Genomic DNA, 16517 nt, shown 5'->3' with positions numbered 1-16517 from the left:
GATGTTGAGCCAATCTTCACAAGTGAATGGTTTGTTCACCACCTTCGCAGGGCTCTGGGAGAGCAAGGTTTGAAGTGGCGTCTGTTCAGACAGGATGCGGGGCGCGTCTCCGGTTTGCCGCCCTGGGCCTATGTGCTGCTGTTTTCGATGTCTATGGCCCTTGGCCAGTGGAGCGTCGCCCGATATGGCGGCGTCGTGATCTGGCCGGCCAACGGCGTGATCCTGGCGGCCCTGCTGCAGCTGCACCGACGCCAGGCCATCAGCGTTCTGGTGACCTGCTTCCTGATCAATATCGGCAGCAACGTGATGCGGGGAGACCCGGGCATATTGATGTGGGCCAATGCAGTGCTCAATTTCGGCGAGACCCTTCTGGCGGGTTTGATCGCCCGTCGATTCTGCGGCGCGGCTCTGGACATGAGAAGTCCCACCCGGCTGGCGCGTTTCGCATTACTTGCCGCAGTCCCGGCCGTTGCCCTGTCGGCGGCTATCGGTGTGGAAATCTCGGAGGCCCTGCCTGAACGGCGGCTTTCTGCGATGGTGGACTACTTCAGTATGGAGGTCCTCGGCCTCCTGATCGTCACGCCGACACTGCTGCTCGTTCGCCGCCAACGCTTCAGCGATCTCCGACGAGTTCCATTCCGCGAAACGACCGCACTGTTCAGCCTGTTGGCGGCAGTTACCGTCACAGCCTTCAGCCAGTCTTCAACTGCCGCCCTGTTTCTGGTGTTCCCGCCGCTATTGCTGATCGCCTTTCGCCTGTCGCCGTCCTGGGCCGCCTTCAGCGTCCTGCTGGTGGCGACGATTGGGGCAGGCGCGACGCTCACCGGATATGGTCCGATTGCGCCGCCGGCCGACATCGGTGAAGCGGCCGCGGGTAGCGCCAACAATGTGCTGCGCGCCTTGCCCAGCTTTTATCTGTTTATGGCCGCCGTCCTTTGCGTCGCCCTGCCGGCCAGCACGGCCGTGACCGAGCGGAGGCGTCTGGAGGCACGGCTTAAGACGCGTACTGTAACAGCGCAGCATGCCCGGCAGGCTGCCGAACAGGCGGATGCGGCCAAGTCGCGCTTTCTGGCCATGATGAGTCATGAGATGCGGACCCCGCTGAACACGATCACCGGCTTCGCCTCGCTGCTCACCACCCGTCCCGACCTTGATCCGGTCGTCACCCAACAGGTCGGACACATTCGCGATGCCGGCGACGGGTTGCTGGTGATGGTGGATGATATTCTCGATTTTTCCCGCGGCGGCGTCGATCTGAACCTGGCACCGTTATCGGTTTCTGACGTGGTGCATGAAGCCGTTGACCGTGAGCGGGGCGCTGCGGACGCCAAGGGACTTGCCCTCGCCATTCAGGACCGTCTTGATCCTTCCTTGCGACACGTCGGCGATGCCCGGCGGTTGCGTCAGGTGCTTCGCCATCTGTTGTCCAATGCGATTAAATTTACGGCCTCTGGCGGGGTCGAGGTGATCCTGGAAGCGGAGGTCGGCGGCATCTTCGTTTCGGTTACCGATACCGGGCCAGGCGTCGAATCCGAAATGCTCGGCACGCTGTTCGACCCCTTTTACCAGATTGACGCCTCGATCAGCCGGACTCATGCCGGGGCAGGTATGGGGCTGGCCCTTTGCCGGCAGCTGATCGAGGCGATGGGCGGCCGAATCGAGATCGACAGTCGGGCCGGTGTCGGCTCGACCTTCTGGTTCCGTGTACCGCTACCCTTCCACGGGGCAGATTCGCCCGGGCAGGCCTGTTCGAACAATGAGGCTGACCCGGAATATCCGCCGTGCATTCTCGTCGTTGATGATCACGCCATAAATCGCCAGGTGGCCAGCCTGATCCTGACCGCTGCCGGCTGCCGGGTTGTTCAGGCCGCAGATGGTATGGAGGCCGTGGATGTGGCTCGCGTCGAACGGCTCGATCTGATCCTGATGGATGTTCGCATGCCCCGGATGGACGGTCTTGCGGCGACCCGTGCCATCCGCGCGATCGTGGGTCCGGCGGGACGGGTCCCGATCATCGCCGTGACCGCGGACGCCATGCCTGAGGACGTTGACCGTTGTCTTGCGGCAGGAATGGACGGTCATCTGGCCAAACCGGTCACGGAGGAACGGTTGATCGAGACCGTGAGGACGCGTCTGCAGAGCGCCCGGACCCGCACAGCCGCCTGACGATCCCTGCCGAGCGCGTCAAACGGCGATCAGAAACCGGCGTCTCCGAACGTCCCCAGGTTTTTGGGCGTCCAATCAGGCAAAAACCACAACATTTGGTGATTTCGAAAAAAGTGATCGCAAGATAGGCGCATTGCGGCTTGGCGCCGGGACGAGGAAACCGCATGGTGTTGGTCTGCACCTACGAAATCGTTCCAGAGTCTCCCGATGAACGCCCACGCCATCATCAAGCCCACCACACCCGGTCTGTTGACCCGTTCGGCCGCCTACAAGCCGTTCCGCTATCCGTGGGCCTTCGACATGTGGAAGAAGCAGCAGCAGGTCCACTGGATGCCCGAAGAGGTGCCGCTGGGCGAGGACTGCAAGGACTGGGCGGCCAATCTAACGCCGTCCGAGCGCAACCTGCTGACCCAGATCTTCCGCTTCTTCACCCAGGCCGACATCGAGGTCGCCGACAACTATATGGAAAAATACGGCCGGGTGTTCAAACCGACCGAGGTCAAGATGATGTTGGCGTCCTTCGCCAATATGGAGACCATCCATATCGCGGCCTATGCCCTGCTGCTGGAAACCATCGGCATGCCCGAGAGCGAGTTCGGGGCCTTCATGGAATACGAGGCCATGCGCGACAAGCATGACTTCATGGGCAAGTTCGGGGTCGAGACCAACGGCGACATCGCCCGGACGCTGGCCATGTTCGGCGGCTTTTCGGAGGGGCTGCAGCTGTTCGCCAGCTTCGCCATGCTGATGAATTTCCCGCGTCAGAACAAGATGAAGGGCATGGGACAGATCATCTCCTGGTCCGTGCGTGACGAGAGCCTGCACTGCGAGGGCATCATCAAACTGTACCACGCCTTCAACAAGGAGACGGGCGCGGTCACCCCGGAGGTCGCCGCCGACATCGTCGATTGCTGCAAGACGGTGGTCGAGATGGAGGACCGCTTCATCGACCTGGCCTTCGAGATGGGCCCGGTCCAGGGCATGACCCCCGAGGACATCAAACAGTATATCCGCTTCATCGCCGACTGGCGCCTGCGCCAGTTGAAGCTGCCCGAGATCTACGGCGTGAAGGAAAACCCGCTGCCCTGGCTGCAGTCTCTGTTGAGCGGCGTCGAACACGCCAATTTCTTTGAGGCCCGCGCCACCGAATATTCCAAGGCCGCCACCACCGGGGCCTGGCACGGGGCCGACGGCGTCTGGGGCAGTTTCGACGCGATGATGCAGCGGCGGACGGTCCCGGCCGAAGACTAGACCATTTTTGTTTCAGGTCGAACCGACCTGAATCCAAAAAATGGTCCAGCACCAAACGGGAGCGAAATCTGAGCCGAGTTGGACTGCGTCCAACTCAACCGATTTCGCTCTAGGGGCGGTCGCGGCGGTCGTTCAGATCGCCGCAAACCACTCATAGCCGCGGTCTTCCCAATAGCCGCCCTTGCCGCCGCCGATGCCGTCCAGGCTGGCGACGGCCTCTATCCGTTTGATGTATTTGGCGTGTTTGTAGCCGAGTTGGCGCTCGACCCGCAGTCGTAGCGGGGCCCCGTGGGGCACCGGCAGGGCCGCGCCGTTCATCGCAAAGGCCAGCAGGGTCTGGGGATGGCGGGCGTCGATCAGATCGATGCTCTCATAATAGCGGTCGCCGCCCTCGGTCTGATCCAGGGCATCGAAACAATGGAAGACGATGTAGCGGGTCCCGGGCTTCAGTCCGGCCTCGTCCAGCAGGGTCTCCAGTCTCACCCCGGTCCATTCTCCGATCGAGGTCCAGCCCTCGACGCAGTCGTGCTTGGTGATCTGGGTCTGCGCCGGCCGGGCCCGAAGGTCGCCCAGCGACAGGCTGAGCGGCCGTTCCACCAGACCGTCGATGACCAAACGATAGTCGGCAAACCCGCCGTCGCGTAGCGCGACATAGTCGGCGGCGGCCGGATCGGTCGAGCCGTTGGGCCGGAAGTCAGGCGAGATCTCGGACCGGTCATAGGTCGGGGCCAGGGCGTCGGCCGGGATCAGCAGCCGCTGGGCCCGTCGGGTCAGACCCTCGGCCATGCGACCGGCCTGGGCCGCGAGCCGGCTGCCCGCCTCACCACAGGCGCCCAGCCCCGCAGCGGCGGTGGCCAGCAGTCCCAGCAGCCAGTGACGGCGGTTCATGACGGGTCTCCGTCCGGGTCGGTCGGTGGGGCTTCGGTCTCCGACGGCTCCAGCACGAACCAGCCGGTGATCATCGCCCGCATATTGTTGAACAGCCCGGTCCAGATCACCAGACCGACATGGATGACGATGAAGCCGACGATCAGCCCGGCCGAGATGAAATGCAGGGTCCGGGCCGACTGCCGCCCGCCCAACAGGTCCAGCAGGACACCGCCGATCGCATTGAAGCCCGGCGACATGCTCAGGCCCGTGACCAGCATCATCGGCAGGACGATCAGGACCATGGCCAGATAGGTCAGCTTCTGGATCACATTGTAGGCCCGGGCCTCTTCGTCCTTGGGGAAGTGGAAGCGGGCGTGTGCCTTCACCGAGGCCCACAGCCCCCCCAGATCACTTCGGGTGGGCCACAGACGTCGCCGGAAGCGCCAGCTGACCACGCCGTAGGCCAGGTAGGCCAGACCGTTCAGCACGAACACCCAGGCGAACAGGAAATGCCAGTGGCGGGCTTCGGCCAGATTGCGACCCTGCGGGAGCAGCAGCCAGTCCGGGACGGCCGGGGTGTTGATCCACGGGTCGGCGAAGGTCGAGCGCAGACCCCAGTACAGATGCGGGTGGGCGGCCAGGATGTTGAGGCCGCTCATGATCAGCACGGTTACGGCAACGACGTTGATCCAGTGGGTCAGGCGCACTGGTCCCGGATGCCGCCAGGTGGCGATGCGACCGTCGGCCAGAGGACGGTCGGCGCGCCCGGATATTGCTGGCGGCGTGCCCGGGCGCGGGTCTTCTGTAGCGGCATCGCTCATAAGTGGCCCCGGCTCGTCTGACGGCGGTCAGGCTCTCACGCCACCGCCGTCGGTTCAACGGCTCCCTGCCGTCTACGCCATGAGCCGTCGATCGGTTACAGGCCGGCGTGCCGTCACCAGGGCTGGGTCGATGACGAGCCGGCCGCGCATCGGGCCCGGTCGCCGGCTTCGCAGGCGCGGACCGTCGCTTGCCAGTCCGCATAGGCGCGGTCGTATTCGACTCGGGCCGCCTCGGCGGTTTTCAGGCTGGCCTCATAATTGGCCCGTTGGGTGGCAACGGCGGCGGCCTCCTCGCGATAACGTGCGGACGCCTCGGCATGGGCGGCTGTCTCTGCGGTTTCGCGCCGTTCGGCCGCGTCATTTCGGGCAACGATTTCGGCATTCAGGGAAGCCGTCGTCGCCAGTTCGGTCGGATCCTGTTCGGAATCGGGAGCCCTGCGATAGGTTTCCCCCCTTGCCTGCAGATAGGCCTCCTGGGCGGCCGGGGACGGCTGCGGCGCGGCCTGCGGCGTTTGCCGGGCCAGAGCCGGCAGGGGAGAGGCCAGCAGGGCGAGGGCGCTGGCGGCGGTGAGCACGGTCTTCAGCGGAAGGTGGGGCATCGGTCTGTTCTCCTCGACGGCGGAAGGGATTTTTAAGGCAAGCCGGGCCGTTTCACGGCAGGTCAGGGCCTGTCCGGGAATAAACGCCGGACGGACCATTTGGTCCCGCTCAGTCGGGCAGCCGCAGTTCGAAGGTCGTGCCGTTCGGCCCGGTGTCGACCAGGCGAAGGTCCCCGCCGTGGTTGGCGGCCAGTTCCCGGGAAATGGTCAGGCCCAGCCCCGTACCGTCCGAGCCCCCGCCGCTGACAAAGGGCTCGAACAGGCGCCCGGCCATCCGGGAACCGATACCGGGCCCGTCGTCGATGACGCGAATGATGCAGAAACCGTCGTCCCGGGTGACGGTGACACGCACCACGCCCTTGCTGCGTTCTGCGGTCTCGATAGCCTGACGGGCATTGCGCATCAGATTGACGAGGATGCGGTGCAGCTGGTCGGCGTCGGCATTGACCATGCTTCGGGCCGGGATTCCGCGCGATAATTTGATTCCGCCGGGCTCAAGACCGGCGTCCTCGGCGGCGGCAGCCACAGCGGCCCCGAGCGCGATGGCAGATCGTTGGGGCGCGGGTTCTTCGCTTCGGCCGTATTCTAGGACGTTTCTGGCCAGGGTGGCGGCCCGCCCCAGGGCCCGCTCGAGTCGAGGCAGGACCTTGGCCACCTGGGGGTCGGGTGAGATGGCCAGGCGTTCGGAGGCGATCTGGGCCGAGGTCAGCATATTGCGCAGGTCGTGATTGATCTTGGCCACGGCCTGGCCGAGGGCGACCAGACGCGCCCGGGATCGCAGCGACTGCCGAACCTCATCCTGCATTCGCGCCAGTTCCCGTTCGACGCGGCCGATCTCGTCATGACGGGTGCTGGGCGGTTCGCCCTCAATCTCCGGATTGGTCGCGAAATGCTCGATCGAGCGGGTCACCCGCCGCAGCGGCTGAAGCACCAGATAGGAAAGCCCGGCGTACAGCAGACTGCCCGCGACGGCCGAGATCAGCAGCGAGACGAACAGGCTGTTGAGCAGAAAGGTCCGCAGTTCCAGCTTCAGCGGCTGGGCCGGGGCCATGATCTCGATGAAGTCGCCCGAACGATAGCGGGGCCGGGCCTGCACGCGAAGTGACCGCTCCGGATGGCCGATCAGGGTGCGCCATGGGTCGATCAGCCGCGCGCCGAAATTGCGGTGTCTCAGATCGATCAGGTCCGGGGTTCGCGGCGGGTTGGGAGCTTGCAGCAGCAGCCGGCGCACGCCCTGCTCGCCCACGACCACGGACTGAACCCCGCCGATGGCCAGCAGCTGGGCCGCTGTATCGTCCTCGACCGCGGAATAGGGCAGGGCCTCGACCCCGACCGAGGCCAGTTCTGCCGATTGCAGCCGGTCCAGCAACCAGCGCTCATGGAAGGAGGCCGCACTGGGGGCGATGATCAGGGCCTCAACTGCGAGCGTGAAGCCGACGGTCAGCAACAGCAAACGCCATGACAGGCCGTCCGGCGCGGGAATGGGCCACCGTTCGCGCCATCCGGGCTTCCGGTCGGTCGACGGACGCAGGTCATCTTGTGGGGGGGACTGGTCGTTCATGGCTGCCGCCCCGGGGAGGGGGTGCCGTTTGTCCGGGTGCGCCGTCCCGTCATGCGGTCGCCGCCTTTCGCCGCTGGTGCCAAGCCTGACCCAGTTTCAGGCCCAGTGGCAATAGCAGGGACAGGAAGATCACGCCCATCAGCGGCCAGAAGAATTTCGACAGCAACAGGGGCAGGTCGACCGTATCTCCGCCGCGCAGCAGGTCGCCCAGACCCGAACCGATCCAGGTATAGATGGTGGTCGACGGCAGCAGGCCGATGAAGGTCGCCAGGATATAGGGTCGAAGCGGTGCGGCGATCATGCCGGCGGCCGCGTTGATCAGCACGAAGGGCACGCTGGGGATGACCCTGAGCGTAAAGAGGGTGACGAAGGCGTTGCGGTCGATGCCCCGGGCCAGCCGGTCCATGAAGCCGGCGTCGGCGGCGAATTTCGCCCTCAGCCAGGTGCCGATGGCCGTGCGGTAGACATAGTAGATGGCGACGGCCCCGATCGTGGCCCCCGTGGCTTGGGCCAGGGCCCCGATCCAGGGGCCGAACATCATCCCGCCCAGCAGGGTCAGGAACACCGGGCCAGGAATGGTTGAGGCCGTGGCCAGGGCGTAGACACAGACGAAGGCCAGCAGGGCGATCAGGAAATGCTGCTGGGCATAGGCCTGCAGGCCAAGGCCGTGTTCGCGGATCATCGCCATCGACAGGTACCGGTTCCAGCCCAGGGCGAATATCGCCACCACCAGCGCGGCGATGACCAGCACCGGCAGAAGGCGGAGCGTCCATTCCCTGGCTGTTCGGTTTGCCATGCCTAGAATGCCTTCCTACATCCGGTCTGCGTTGACTCCTGCAGTCATGCGCCTTATACGCCCGCCCTCCTGCGGTGACGTCCCTTTTCGTCAGCCGTGCAAACCTTCAGACCCCGGAGCCGACCGTGAAGCGGACCTATCAGCCGTCGCGACTCGTGCGCAAGCGCCGTCACGGCTTCCGTTCGCGGATGGCCACCAAGAACGGACAGAAGATTGTCGCGCGGCGTCGCGCCAAGGGCCGCAAGCGTCTGACGGCTTAAGTCGTCTGACCCCTGCTTCCCGCGTCTCATCGGACGCATGACAGAGTCTCTCAAGATTGAGCGCCTGACCTCGCGGCCCCAGTTTCTGGCGGCCGCGAGAGGTGTTTCCGAGGCTCGTGGTGCCGTGGTCATCCAGCGACTGGACCGGCACGACGACTCTGTGGCCGTGGGGATCGGTTTCACCGCCACCCGCAAGGTCGGTGGAGCTGTCGTGCGTAATCGGGCCAAGCGGCGTTTGCGCGAGGCGGCGCGGGCCCTGTTGCCCGTGATGGCCTGCTCCGGCAGCGACTATGTGTTCATCGCCCGCATGGGCACGGCGGACCGTTCCTGGGACCGTTTGCTTGACGATGTGAAATCGGCGCTTACAAGGCTCGCGACCCCGCGGCCGGCACCTTGCGCCATTTCTCCAGCCCGCCACCCCTCCGACCAGGACCGCTGATCTCCATGCAGAATGATAACAGCAGGAACACGATCATCTTCGTTGTGATCGCGATGATTTTCCTGCTCGGCTACAGCGAATTCGTGATGAAGCCGCAGGCGGAGCGCCGCCAGGCGGCGCAGCAGACGGCGACTGAACAGACCACGGAGGCGGGAGCGACCCCGGCGGCCAGCCCGACCACGACGGTGTTCGTGACCGACCGTGCGGCGGCCCTGGGGACCGGGGCCCGGGTGCCGATCGAGACTCCGACCCTGAAAGGCTCGTTGTCGCTCGAGGGCGGTCGCATCGATGACCTGTTCCTGATCGACTACCGCGAGACGCTGGACAAGAATTCACCGCCGGTCGAGCTGTTCCGGCCCCAGGGCATGGAAAACAGCTACTCTGCCATGTTCGCCTGGAACGGCCCGAATGTTCCCGGCGGCGTGCCCGGACCGCGGACCCCGTGGCGTCTGACCTCGGGCTCGACCCTGACGCCGACGTCGCCGGTCACCCTGACCTGGGACAACGGTCAGGGCCTTCGCTTCACCCGCGTGATCGCCATCGACCCGCAGTATCTCTTCACCGTCACCGACACGGTCGCCAATTTCGGCACCCAGGCCATCACGATCGCCCCCTTCGGTCGGGTCGAGCGTCAGGGCGTACCGCATCACGTCGGCCGCCAGGCTATCCTGCATGAAGGGGCCATCGGCACCTTCGGCACCGACGGCAAATTCTCGACCAAACAGCTCAAGTACAAGGACTGGGCCAAGAAGGAGCGGGTTCAGTACACTTCGACCGGCGGCTGGCTCGGTGTCACCGACAAATACTGGCTGGCGGCGATGATCCCGAACCAGTCGGAGGCGATCGATGCCGAGTTCCGCGTTCGTGATCCGGACGGCACCAATATCCATGAGGTCAATATGCTGGGGGCGGCCCGGACCATCGCGCCGGGCCGTCAGATCATTGAAACCCAGCGCCTGTTCGCCGGGGTCAAGCGCAACGAGATCCTCAAGGGCTATCAGCAGGAGCTGAGCCTGCCGCGTTTCACCTATGCCATCGACTGGGGGATGTTCTGGTTCCTGACCCAGCCGATCTTCTGGGTGGTAGAATTCTTCTTTGGCGTGCTGGGCAATTTCGGACTGGCCATTCTGGCCCTGACCTTTGTGATCAAGCTGATCATGTTCCCGCTGGCCAACAAGTCCTACGAGAGCCTGTCGAAGATGCGCAAGCTTCAGCCGCTGATGGAGGAGATCAAGAAAAAACATCCTGATGATCCGGCTACGCAGCAGAAGGAAACGATGGCGCTCTATCAGCGTGAGAAGATCAATCCGCTGGCGGGTTGTCTGCCCATCGTGGTCCAGATCCCGGTCTTCTATGCCCTGTACAAGGTGCTGTTCGTCACCATCGAGATGCGCCACGCGCCCTTCTTCGGCTGGCTGCGTGACCTGTCGGCCCCCGACCCCTCGACCCTGTGGACCCTGTACGGCCTGATTCCGTGGGAACCGACGTCCCTGCCGCTGGTCGGCCCCCTGCTGGGCGGCACCTTTGCCCTCGGCATCCTGCCGATCTTCTACGGCCTGACCATGTGGTTGCAGATGGCGATGAACCCGCCGGCCCCCGATCCGGTCCAGCGCAAGATCTTTGCCTTCATGCCGCTGGTGTTCACCTTCATTATGGCCACCTTCCCGGCCGGCCTGCTGGTCTACTGGGCCTGGAACAACATCCTCTCGATCATCCAGCAGTGGTTCATCATGCACCGCTTCAAGGCCGAGAACCCGATCGACACCTTCCTCGATCGTTTCAAGAAGACCGCGTGACCGATTTCACCCCCGAGGCGCTGGAGGCCGGCCGCGTCCTGTTTGCGCGCCAGGCCACCTTCGTCATGGGGGCGGCCAAGATCGAGCAACTGCCCGAGCCGGATCTGCCCGAGGTTGCCTTCGCCGGACGGTCCAATGTCGGCAAGTCCAGCCTGATCAACGGGCTGGTCGGCATGCACAAGCTGGCCAGGGCCTCGAACGAGCCGGGCCGTACGCGTGAGGTCAATTTCTTCGACCTCGACGGCAAGATGCGACTGGTCGATCTGCCCGGCTACGGCTGGGCCAAGGCGTCGAAGACGACGGTGCGGAAATTCCAGGACCTGGGTCGCGACTATCTGCGCGGACGGGTCACGCTGAAACGGGTCTATCTGCTGATCGACAGCCGCCACGGCCTGAAGAAGGTGGACGACGAGGCCCTCGAGGCGCTCGACCTGGCGGCGGTCAGCTACCAGATCATCCTGACCAAGGCTGACAAGCTGAAGAAGGGCGAAGCGGAGACCGTGCAGGCCGCAACGCTCAAGGCCATCTCCAAACGCCCGGCGGCCTTTCCGGCCGTGATCGTCACTTCGGCTGAAAAGGGTGACGGCATGGCCGAACTGCGAGCCGAGATCATGCGGACGACGGGCGTCGAGCCCTGACCCATTGGCGCGGGCAGGGCGCAGGCCCATATCCGCTGGATGATCCCCCTTTCCATTCTCGATCTGGCCCCCGTTCCCGAGGGCTCGGATACCGCTCAGGCGTTGGCCAATACCCTTGATCTGGCCCGTCATGCCGAACGGCTCGGCTACAAACGCTACTGGTTGGCCGAGCATCACAACATGCCGGGCATCGCCAGCGCCGCCACCTCGGTGGTTATCGGTGCCGTCGCGGCGGCGACACGCACGATCCGCGTCGGCGCGGGGGGCGTCATGCTGCCCAACCATGCGCCGCTGATCATCGCCGAGCAGTTCGGTACCCTGGCGGCCCTCTATCCCGGGCGTATCGATCTCGGGCTGGGGCGGGCTCCGGGCTCTGACCAGGCCACGGCCCGCGCCCTGCGCCGCACCCTGTCCGGGGACGTCGATGCCTTTCCGCAGGATGTGATGGAGCTGATGCACTGGTTCGCCCCGGCCGAGCCCGGCCAGCGCATCATCGCCAATCCCGGGGAGGGGCAGAAGGTGCCGGTCTGGATTCTGGGATCCTCGACCTACGGGGCGCAGCTGGCGGCCCATCTGGGTCTGCCCTACGCTTTCGCCAGTCATTTCGCGCCGCGCGAGATGATGCCGGCCCTGCGGCTATATCGGGAGACCTTCCGGCCCTCGGAACGACTGGCCGCGCCTCATGTCATGTTGGGGTACAATGTCTTTGCGGCCGGGACCGATGATGAGGCGAAGCTGTTGTTTACCTCGCTGCAGCAGGCCTTCGTCAATCTGCGTAGCGGCCGGCCCGGCAAGCTGCCGCCCCCGGTCGAAGGCTTTGCCGACCGGCTGTCCGGACCGGAGCGGGCGATGCTCGATCAGGCCCTGTCCTGCGCCGCAGTCGGTTCACCCGAGACCGTCATGGCGAAGGTCGAATCCTTTATCGCTGAAACCGGGGCCGACGAACTGATGGTCACGAGCCAGATCTGGGACCCCGCCGCGCGGGTGCGCTCGCTGGAGCTGCTCGCGGCTTGCGTCGCGCCGGCGCGGGCTTGCTGATTTCCGGTGCCACCGGCGCGACCGTCCGCCAGGCCGCGCCCAGTTCGATGGCCGCCAGCAGATCCTGTGCCGGATCGCCGGGCAACAGACCGTACAGCCGTCCCCTTATCCAGCGACACCGGACCAGAAGCCGTGACGCCTCGACCAGCGGGGTCCGCGTCTCATAGCCACCGATGTCTTCCAGGCGGGCATGACGCCAGCCGCTTTCTGGGGGGCGCTCGACGATGGCCGCCCAACGTTCTTCCGGCCCGAGATCATCGCCGATGAAGGTCCAGCGCTTGCCACGCGGGCCCCGCCGGTAGTCCCCGGCCCGTACCGGCAAACCATGCGCATGATAGATCGCCAGGGCGGCTTGCTCGATGCTGGACAGGCGTTCGTCGAGACGGGGGTCGATCGATGGTAGCGCCGGACGCCGTCGCGCCGCGCCTTCAGTCTCGTCCGGCGTTGCGACCTTGCGCCCGAACCACGTCGTCGACAGGAGGTTGCCCCACGCCAGGAGCTTGTTCCAGTCAGGGATCATACTAGTTCACGGTCAGGGCACTGGTGACGGACACGTCATAGATCACGCGTGTAATGCTCTGGATGAAGTCGAAGAATTTCCGGGCCTCGGCCGCCCCCGCGCGGGGGACATAGAGAATATCGTCGGCTTGAACCGGGAAATTGTTCGCGGTAAAAAATCCGGCGGGATCGGTCAGGTCCACACGATAGATGACCGGCACCCCCTGGTCGGTCCCGGCCTGTTGCAGACCCAGGGCCCGTGCGACTTCGGGCCGCTCGAACCGGAAGATCAGAACCGCGCGGGCATCGGCACTATTGGTGTCCAGTCCGCCGGCGCGACTCAGGGCCGAGGTCAGACTCAGGGGGCCGGTACCCATATCGATCTGACTGACCCTCCCCAGGGCCCCGAAGGTCGCATAGCGGCGCGGCCGGTACACCAGATTGACCTGGTCACCGCGCGCCAGCCGGATGTTTTCGTCGAAGGCCGTGGTCACGCTGGAAAGCGGTGCGGTAAAGGTTCGTCCGTCGCGCTGGATCGTTACCTCGACATCCTCGACGGCGCGCGCGGTACCGCCAGCAGCCGCAATTACATCGAGAATCCGGTCGGCGTTGGCCACCAGAGCGGCCCGCCCGGGACTTCGAACTTCGCCCAGAACGGTGACGGCATTGGACGGGCTCGCGGCGATGGACACCAAAACCTGCGGCGCGCCGACCTTGCCGATCAGGGCGCGACGGATGGCCTCGGCCGCCTGCGGTCCGGTGAGGCCTGCGACCCGAACCGGACCGGCGAAGGGAATGCTCGCGACCCCCGAACGATCGACGACAACCGGCGGCAGGGACGTCCCTCCGGATTGCGCCGCTCCGGAGACGCTGCGGGCCCCGAACAATGCGCCGCCGGGTTCGAAGATGGACACCGCCAGTGTGTCGCCGACGGTGATGATATCGACAGGGGCCTCGCTCGCCGCTCCGGCCAGGGAAGAGAGGGTCATCGCCGCCGCCGTCTTGATCCGTTGCGCGGTCAGGTAGTCCAGATCGACTACGGCATAGCCACCGGCCACGCCCGCTCCGGGCGCGGCGACATCAATGTTCCGGGCAGCCGGTCCGTCACCGGGAAGCGTTGAACAGCCGCCGAGGGTCGCGGCGGCCAGAAGGATAGCAAGGGTTCGCGTCATGGTGTCAGGGGACCTCGATAGCCCGATCCTGATTACCGGCCTTTCCGGCGAGGGACCAGAGGCGGTCAGGAGTCCAGACCGATGAAGGTGGCGACGGCATCGAAATGCGCCGCCCAGGTTGGGGCCGCATAGGGCGGGGCGATTGGCCGCTTGCGTGTCGCGGCCTCCAGCGCCGCAAGCCAGCCGGGACCGTCCAGCGGGTCGATCAGCTGCGCGGCGGCGACCAGCTCCCGATGCACCGGGATGTCCGATGCGATCAGGGGCACGCCCATGGCCATGGCCTCGACGGCCGGCAGATCGAAGCCTTCGACCGATGATGGAGCTACAACGGCCCGCGCCTTGTGCATCAGCCGTACCAGTGCCGCATCGGGCAGACCTGAGACCTGATGCACCAGCCCCTGAAGGTTTGGCGAGCGCTGCAGATGGTCGAGAACGGCTTCATTCTCCCAACCGTACCGGCCGATCAGCACCAGGCGCGGACAGGCGTCGCCCATCCCTTCCTGCAGGCGTCGCCACAGGGTCAGCAGGAAGGCCAGGTTCTTGCGCGCCTCGATGGTGCCGATATGCACGAAATAGGGTGGATCGGCAGGGGCCGTGGTGCACGGCAGGAAAGCCGGTTCGAGCCCGAGAGGAATGGCCTGGGTCGGGGGCTGGGGCAGCTGTTCGCGGACGGCGAAGGCCGCCAGCTGATCGGCGGTGTAGCGGGAATTGACCACGATACGGCTGGCGTGCGCCAGGGCGGTTCGTACCCGCGTCCAGTGCCGGACATCGTCGCCGGGACGGCAGTATTCGGGATGGGTGATCGGGATCAGGTCATGGACCATGATCAATGACGACACGCCGTTCCGGGCCAGTCCGGCCAGGGTCGCGGGGCTATTCAGGCTGGTATGACCGACGCTGATATAGGTTTGCCCCGGTGTCGGCGGGGTCAGCGGTCGTGACGCCAGGGCCTGGCTCACCGCGTGGGCCCGACGTGCGGCCAGCCCCTGTGGGAGCGCCTCATGCCCGATGATCGATACCCCATTCCCGCCACTGCCAAGGGCCTGAACAAGGTCGTGTTCGCTCCGGGTAGGGCTGTCGTCTCCGGCCCATCTTTTTCTCAGGGTCCGTATGGTTCGCCCGAAGCCGCCGGGATCGATGGTGCGCAGGCGGTTGCGGACTGTCAGAACAGGAACGAGGGTCACGTTCCGGCGGCTTGCCAGCCAGTCGGCATAGGCAAGGCAGACGCGATCGACACCGGTCGGTGCGTCGCGCGCCGTCCGGTCCAGCAGACGCCCGACGTCGAACAGGACTGTACGCTTCATCGTATTCCAAGCCGGCCATACATATCGGCCAGGCGTCCCTGGCAGACTTCGGGGCTGAACCGGGCGGCCTGTACGGGGCCGCGCCGCGAGAGGTCGGCCGCGAGGTCATCATCGGTCCCCAGGCGTCGAATTTCGCGGGCCAGGGCCTGAACGTCATAGGGGTCCACCAGAATCGCGGCGTCGCCGGCGACCTCGGGCAGGGAGGCGGCGGTGGAGGTGATCACCGGGGTGCCCAGCAGCATCGACTCCAGCACCGGCAGGCCGAACCCTTCGTAGAGCGACGGGAACAGGGTTCCCCGGGCTCCGCGGATCAAATTCACCAGCATCGGGAAGGGCAGGAAGTCATAGACCCTGAGGCGCTTCCCCCGGATATTCTCATCCTGCCACGCCTGATGCATCAGTGCTGTCTCGTCCGCTTCCAGCCAGGCTCGCCCGCCGACCACCACGAGCGGCAGGCTGGACCCTGAGGCCAGATAGGCCTCGACGATCCGCGCCAGGTTCTTCTTGGGTTCGATGGCCCCGAAATAGAGAAAATAGCCCTTCCAGCCGAGATTGAAGACACCTTCCAGCTCCGTGGCCACGGACTCGTCTGAAGCGCTGCGCAGGGCGGGCGGAATCGATACCGACTGCCAGGTGGTGGTGATCCGGTGCTCGTCCACGCCCAGCAACTGAATGACATCGCGCCGGGTCGCCTCCGAGACCACGGCGATGTGGTCCGCCCGGCGCACCATCTGCTGGCAGGTCGCCAGGAACTGGCGCTTGTTGTCGAGCGTGGTGTGCGGCAGCCGCAACGGGATCAGGTCGTGGATCGTGTAGATGTTGGCCGTGCCGCGAGCCGCGAGCGGCAGTACGGTGGTCCAGTGGACCACGTCCGGACGAGGGACAGTGTCGTGTCGAGCGAAGCTGACGGGGGTGAAGGTTCCGTTCCGTTTGAACGCCCGGTTTGCGGTGCTGAACAGGCGCGGTGCGCTCCAGAAGGCACTGGCCGTGGGCCGTCCGCTGCCCCGGGCCGGCCAGATGACGTCACCGGTCGGCGGCACGGCGTGAGCGGTGCGGCCGAACCGGGCCGTCGCGGCCTCAAACTCCCGTCGCAGTCGTCGACTCTCCGGCACACTGGCGTCGGTCAGCGCGATTTCATTGAGGATGGGACGCTTGCTGAAATTGGCCTGGGGGCCATAGAGCACCTGGGTTTCCATCCCGATGGCGTCCAGGTTCGACAGCAGGTTGCGGCCATAGGTGGCAATGCCGGATCCCTTGGGTAGGGCGATATTAAATCCGTCGATACAGACCGTTGGCATGAAGGCTTTC

16 protein-coding genes are annotated in these 16517 nt (G+C 65.3%); 7 read left to right on the top strand and 9 right to left on the bottom strand.

The genetic code is table 11. The features are described from left to right. Positions 1–69 precede the first annotated feature (69 nt). Positions 70–2166: an ATP-binding protein gene (locus AAC050_RS03015; RefSeq protein ID WP_339913570.1), complete on the top strand. Its 2097-nt coding sequence runs from the start codon at positions 70–72 to the stop codon at positions 2164–2166. 207 nt (positions 2167–2373) lie between these two features. Beyond that, complete coding sequence (locus AAC050_RS03010) at positions 2374–3417, top strand: ribonucleotide-diphosphate reductase subunit beta (protein WP_339913569.1); 1044 nt, start codon at positions 2374–2376, stop codon at positions 3415–3417. Between the two features lie 132 nt (positions 3418–3549). Here AAC050_RS03010 and AAC050_RS03005 read toward each other — a convergent pair whose 3' ends face one another. From AAC050_RS03005 to AAC050_RS02985, 5 genes are all read right to left on the bottom strand, one after another. Then, positions 3550–4305: a molybdopterin-dependent oxidoreductase gene (locus AAC050_RS03005; RefSeq protein WP_339913568.1), complete on the bottom strand. Its 756-nt coding sequence runs from the start codon at positions 4303–4305 to the stop codon at positions 3550–3552. Beyond that, positions 4302–5108: a cytochrome b/b6 domain-containing protein gene (locus AAC050_RS03000; protein WP_339913567.1), complete on the bottom strand. Its 807-nt coding sequence runs from the start codon at positions 5106–5108 to the stop codon at positions 4302–4304. Before AAC050_RS03000 ends, AAC050_RS03005 begins: the two co-directional genes overlap by 4 nt. A 113-nt stretch (positions 5109–5221) precedes the next feature. Further along, positions 5222–5707, bottom strand: coding sequence for a cell wall hydrolase (locus tag AAC050_RS02995; protein WP_339913566.1), 486 nt, complete (start codon positions 5705–5707; stop codon positions 5222–5224). Between the two features lie 109 nt (positions 5708–5816). Then, positions 5817–7268: a HAMP domain-containing sensor histidine kinase gene (locus AAC050_RS02990; protein WP_339913565.1), complete on the bottom strand. Its 1452-nt coding sequence runs from the start codon at positions 7266–7268 to the stop codon at positions 5817–5819. 49 nt (positions 7269–7317) lie between these two features. After that, a complete protein-coding gene (locus tag AAC050_RS02985; protein WP_339913564.1) occupies positions 7318–8064 on the bottom strand; it encodes a TVP38/TMEM64 family protein in 747 nt (248 codons plus the stop codon). 125 nt (positions 8065–8189) lie between these two features. On the opposite strand from AAC050_RS02985, the gene rpmH reads away from it, so the two are divergent. The 5 genes from rpmH to AAC050_RS02960 are packed head-to-tail and all read left to right on the top strand — an operon-like array spanning position 8190 to position 12235. Further along, positions 8190–8324 (top strand): 50S ribosomal protein L34, encoded by a 135-nt coding sequence (gene rpmH, locus AAC050_RS02980; RefSeq protein WP_003164000.1) that lies wholly within the window; start codon positions 8190–8192, stop codon positions 8322–8324. A 37-nt stretch (positions 8325–8361) separates the two neighbouring features. Beyond that, positions 8362–8763, top strand: coding sequence for a ribonuclease P protein component (gene rnpA / locus AAC050_RS02975; protein ID WP_339913563.1), 402 nt, complete (start codon positions 8362–8364; stop codon positions 8761–8763). A 5-nt stretch (positions 8764–8768) separates the two neighbouring features. Beyond that, positions 8769–10559: a membrane protein insertase YidC gene (gene yidC / locus AAC050_RS02970; RefSeq protein ID WP_339913562.1), complete on the top strand. Its 1791-nt coding sequence runs from the start codon at positions 8769–8771 to the stop codon at positions 10557–10559. Next, complete coding sequence (yihA, locus tag AAC050_RS02965) at positions 10556–11197, top strand: ribosome biogenesis GTP-binding protein YihA/YsxC (protein ID WP_339913561.1); 642 nt, start codon at positions 10556–10558, stop codon at positions 11195–11197. The genes yidC and yihA overlap by 4 nt, the downstream gene beginning before the upstream one ends. Before the next feature lie 39 nt (positions 11198–11236). Further along, positions 11237–12235, top strand: coding sequence for an LLM class flavin-dependent oxidoreductase (locus AAC050_RS02960; protein WP_339913560.1), 999 nt, complete (start codon positions 11237–11239; stop codon positions 12233–12235). Here AAC050_RS02960 and AAC050_RS02955 read toward each other — a convergent pair. The 4 genes from AAC050_RS02955 to AAC050_RS02940 all read right to left on the bottom strand — a co-directional run bounded on the left by AAC050_RS02955 (position 12150) and on the right by AAC050_RS02940 (position 16507). Further along, complete coding sequence (locus AAC050_RS02955; protein ID WP_339913559.1) at positions 12150–12755, bottom strand: hypothetical protein; 606 nt, start codon at positions 12753–12755, stop codon at positions 12150–12152. The two genes, AAC050_RS02960 and AAC050_RS02955, sit on opposite strands and share 86 nt — an antisense overlap. 1 nt (position 12756) lies before the next feature. Further along, entirely contained in the window at positions 12757–13905 is a 1149-nt protein-coding gene (locus AAC050_RS02950; RefSeq protein ID WP_339913558.1) for a polysaccharide biosynthesis/export family protein, read from the bottom strand. Between the two features lie 65 nt (positions 13906–13970). Next, positions 13971–15209 carry a glycosyltransferase family 1 protein gene (locus AAC050_RS02945; RefSeq protein ID WP_339913557.1) on the bottom strand — a complete coding sequence of 413 codons (1239 nt, stop codon included), beginning with the start codon at positions 15207–15209 and terminating at the stop codon, positions 13971–13973. Further along, positions 15206–16507: a glycosyltransferase family 1 protein gene (locus AAC050_RS02940; RefSeq protein ID WP_339913556.1), complete on the bottom strand. Its 1302-nt coding sequence runs from the start codon at positions 16505–16507 to the stop codon at positions 15206–15208. The genes AAC050_RS02945 and AAC050_RS02940 overlap by 4 nt, the downstream gene beginning before the upstream one ends. Positions 16508–16517 lie beyond the last annotated feature (10 nt).

This window comes from uncultured Brevundimonas sp. (assembly GCF_963974615.1).
Taxonomy (GTDB): Bacteria; Pseudomonadota; Alphaproteobacteria; order Caulobacterales; family Caulobacteraceae; genus Brevundimonas.
The sequence above is the reverse complement of the archived record's forward strand: the minus strand, read 5'-3'. Positions and strand labels throughout refer to the sequence as shown.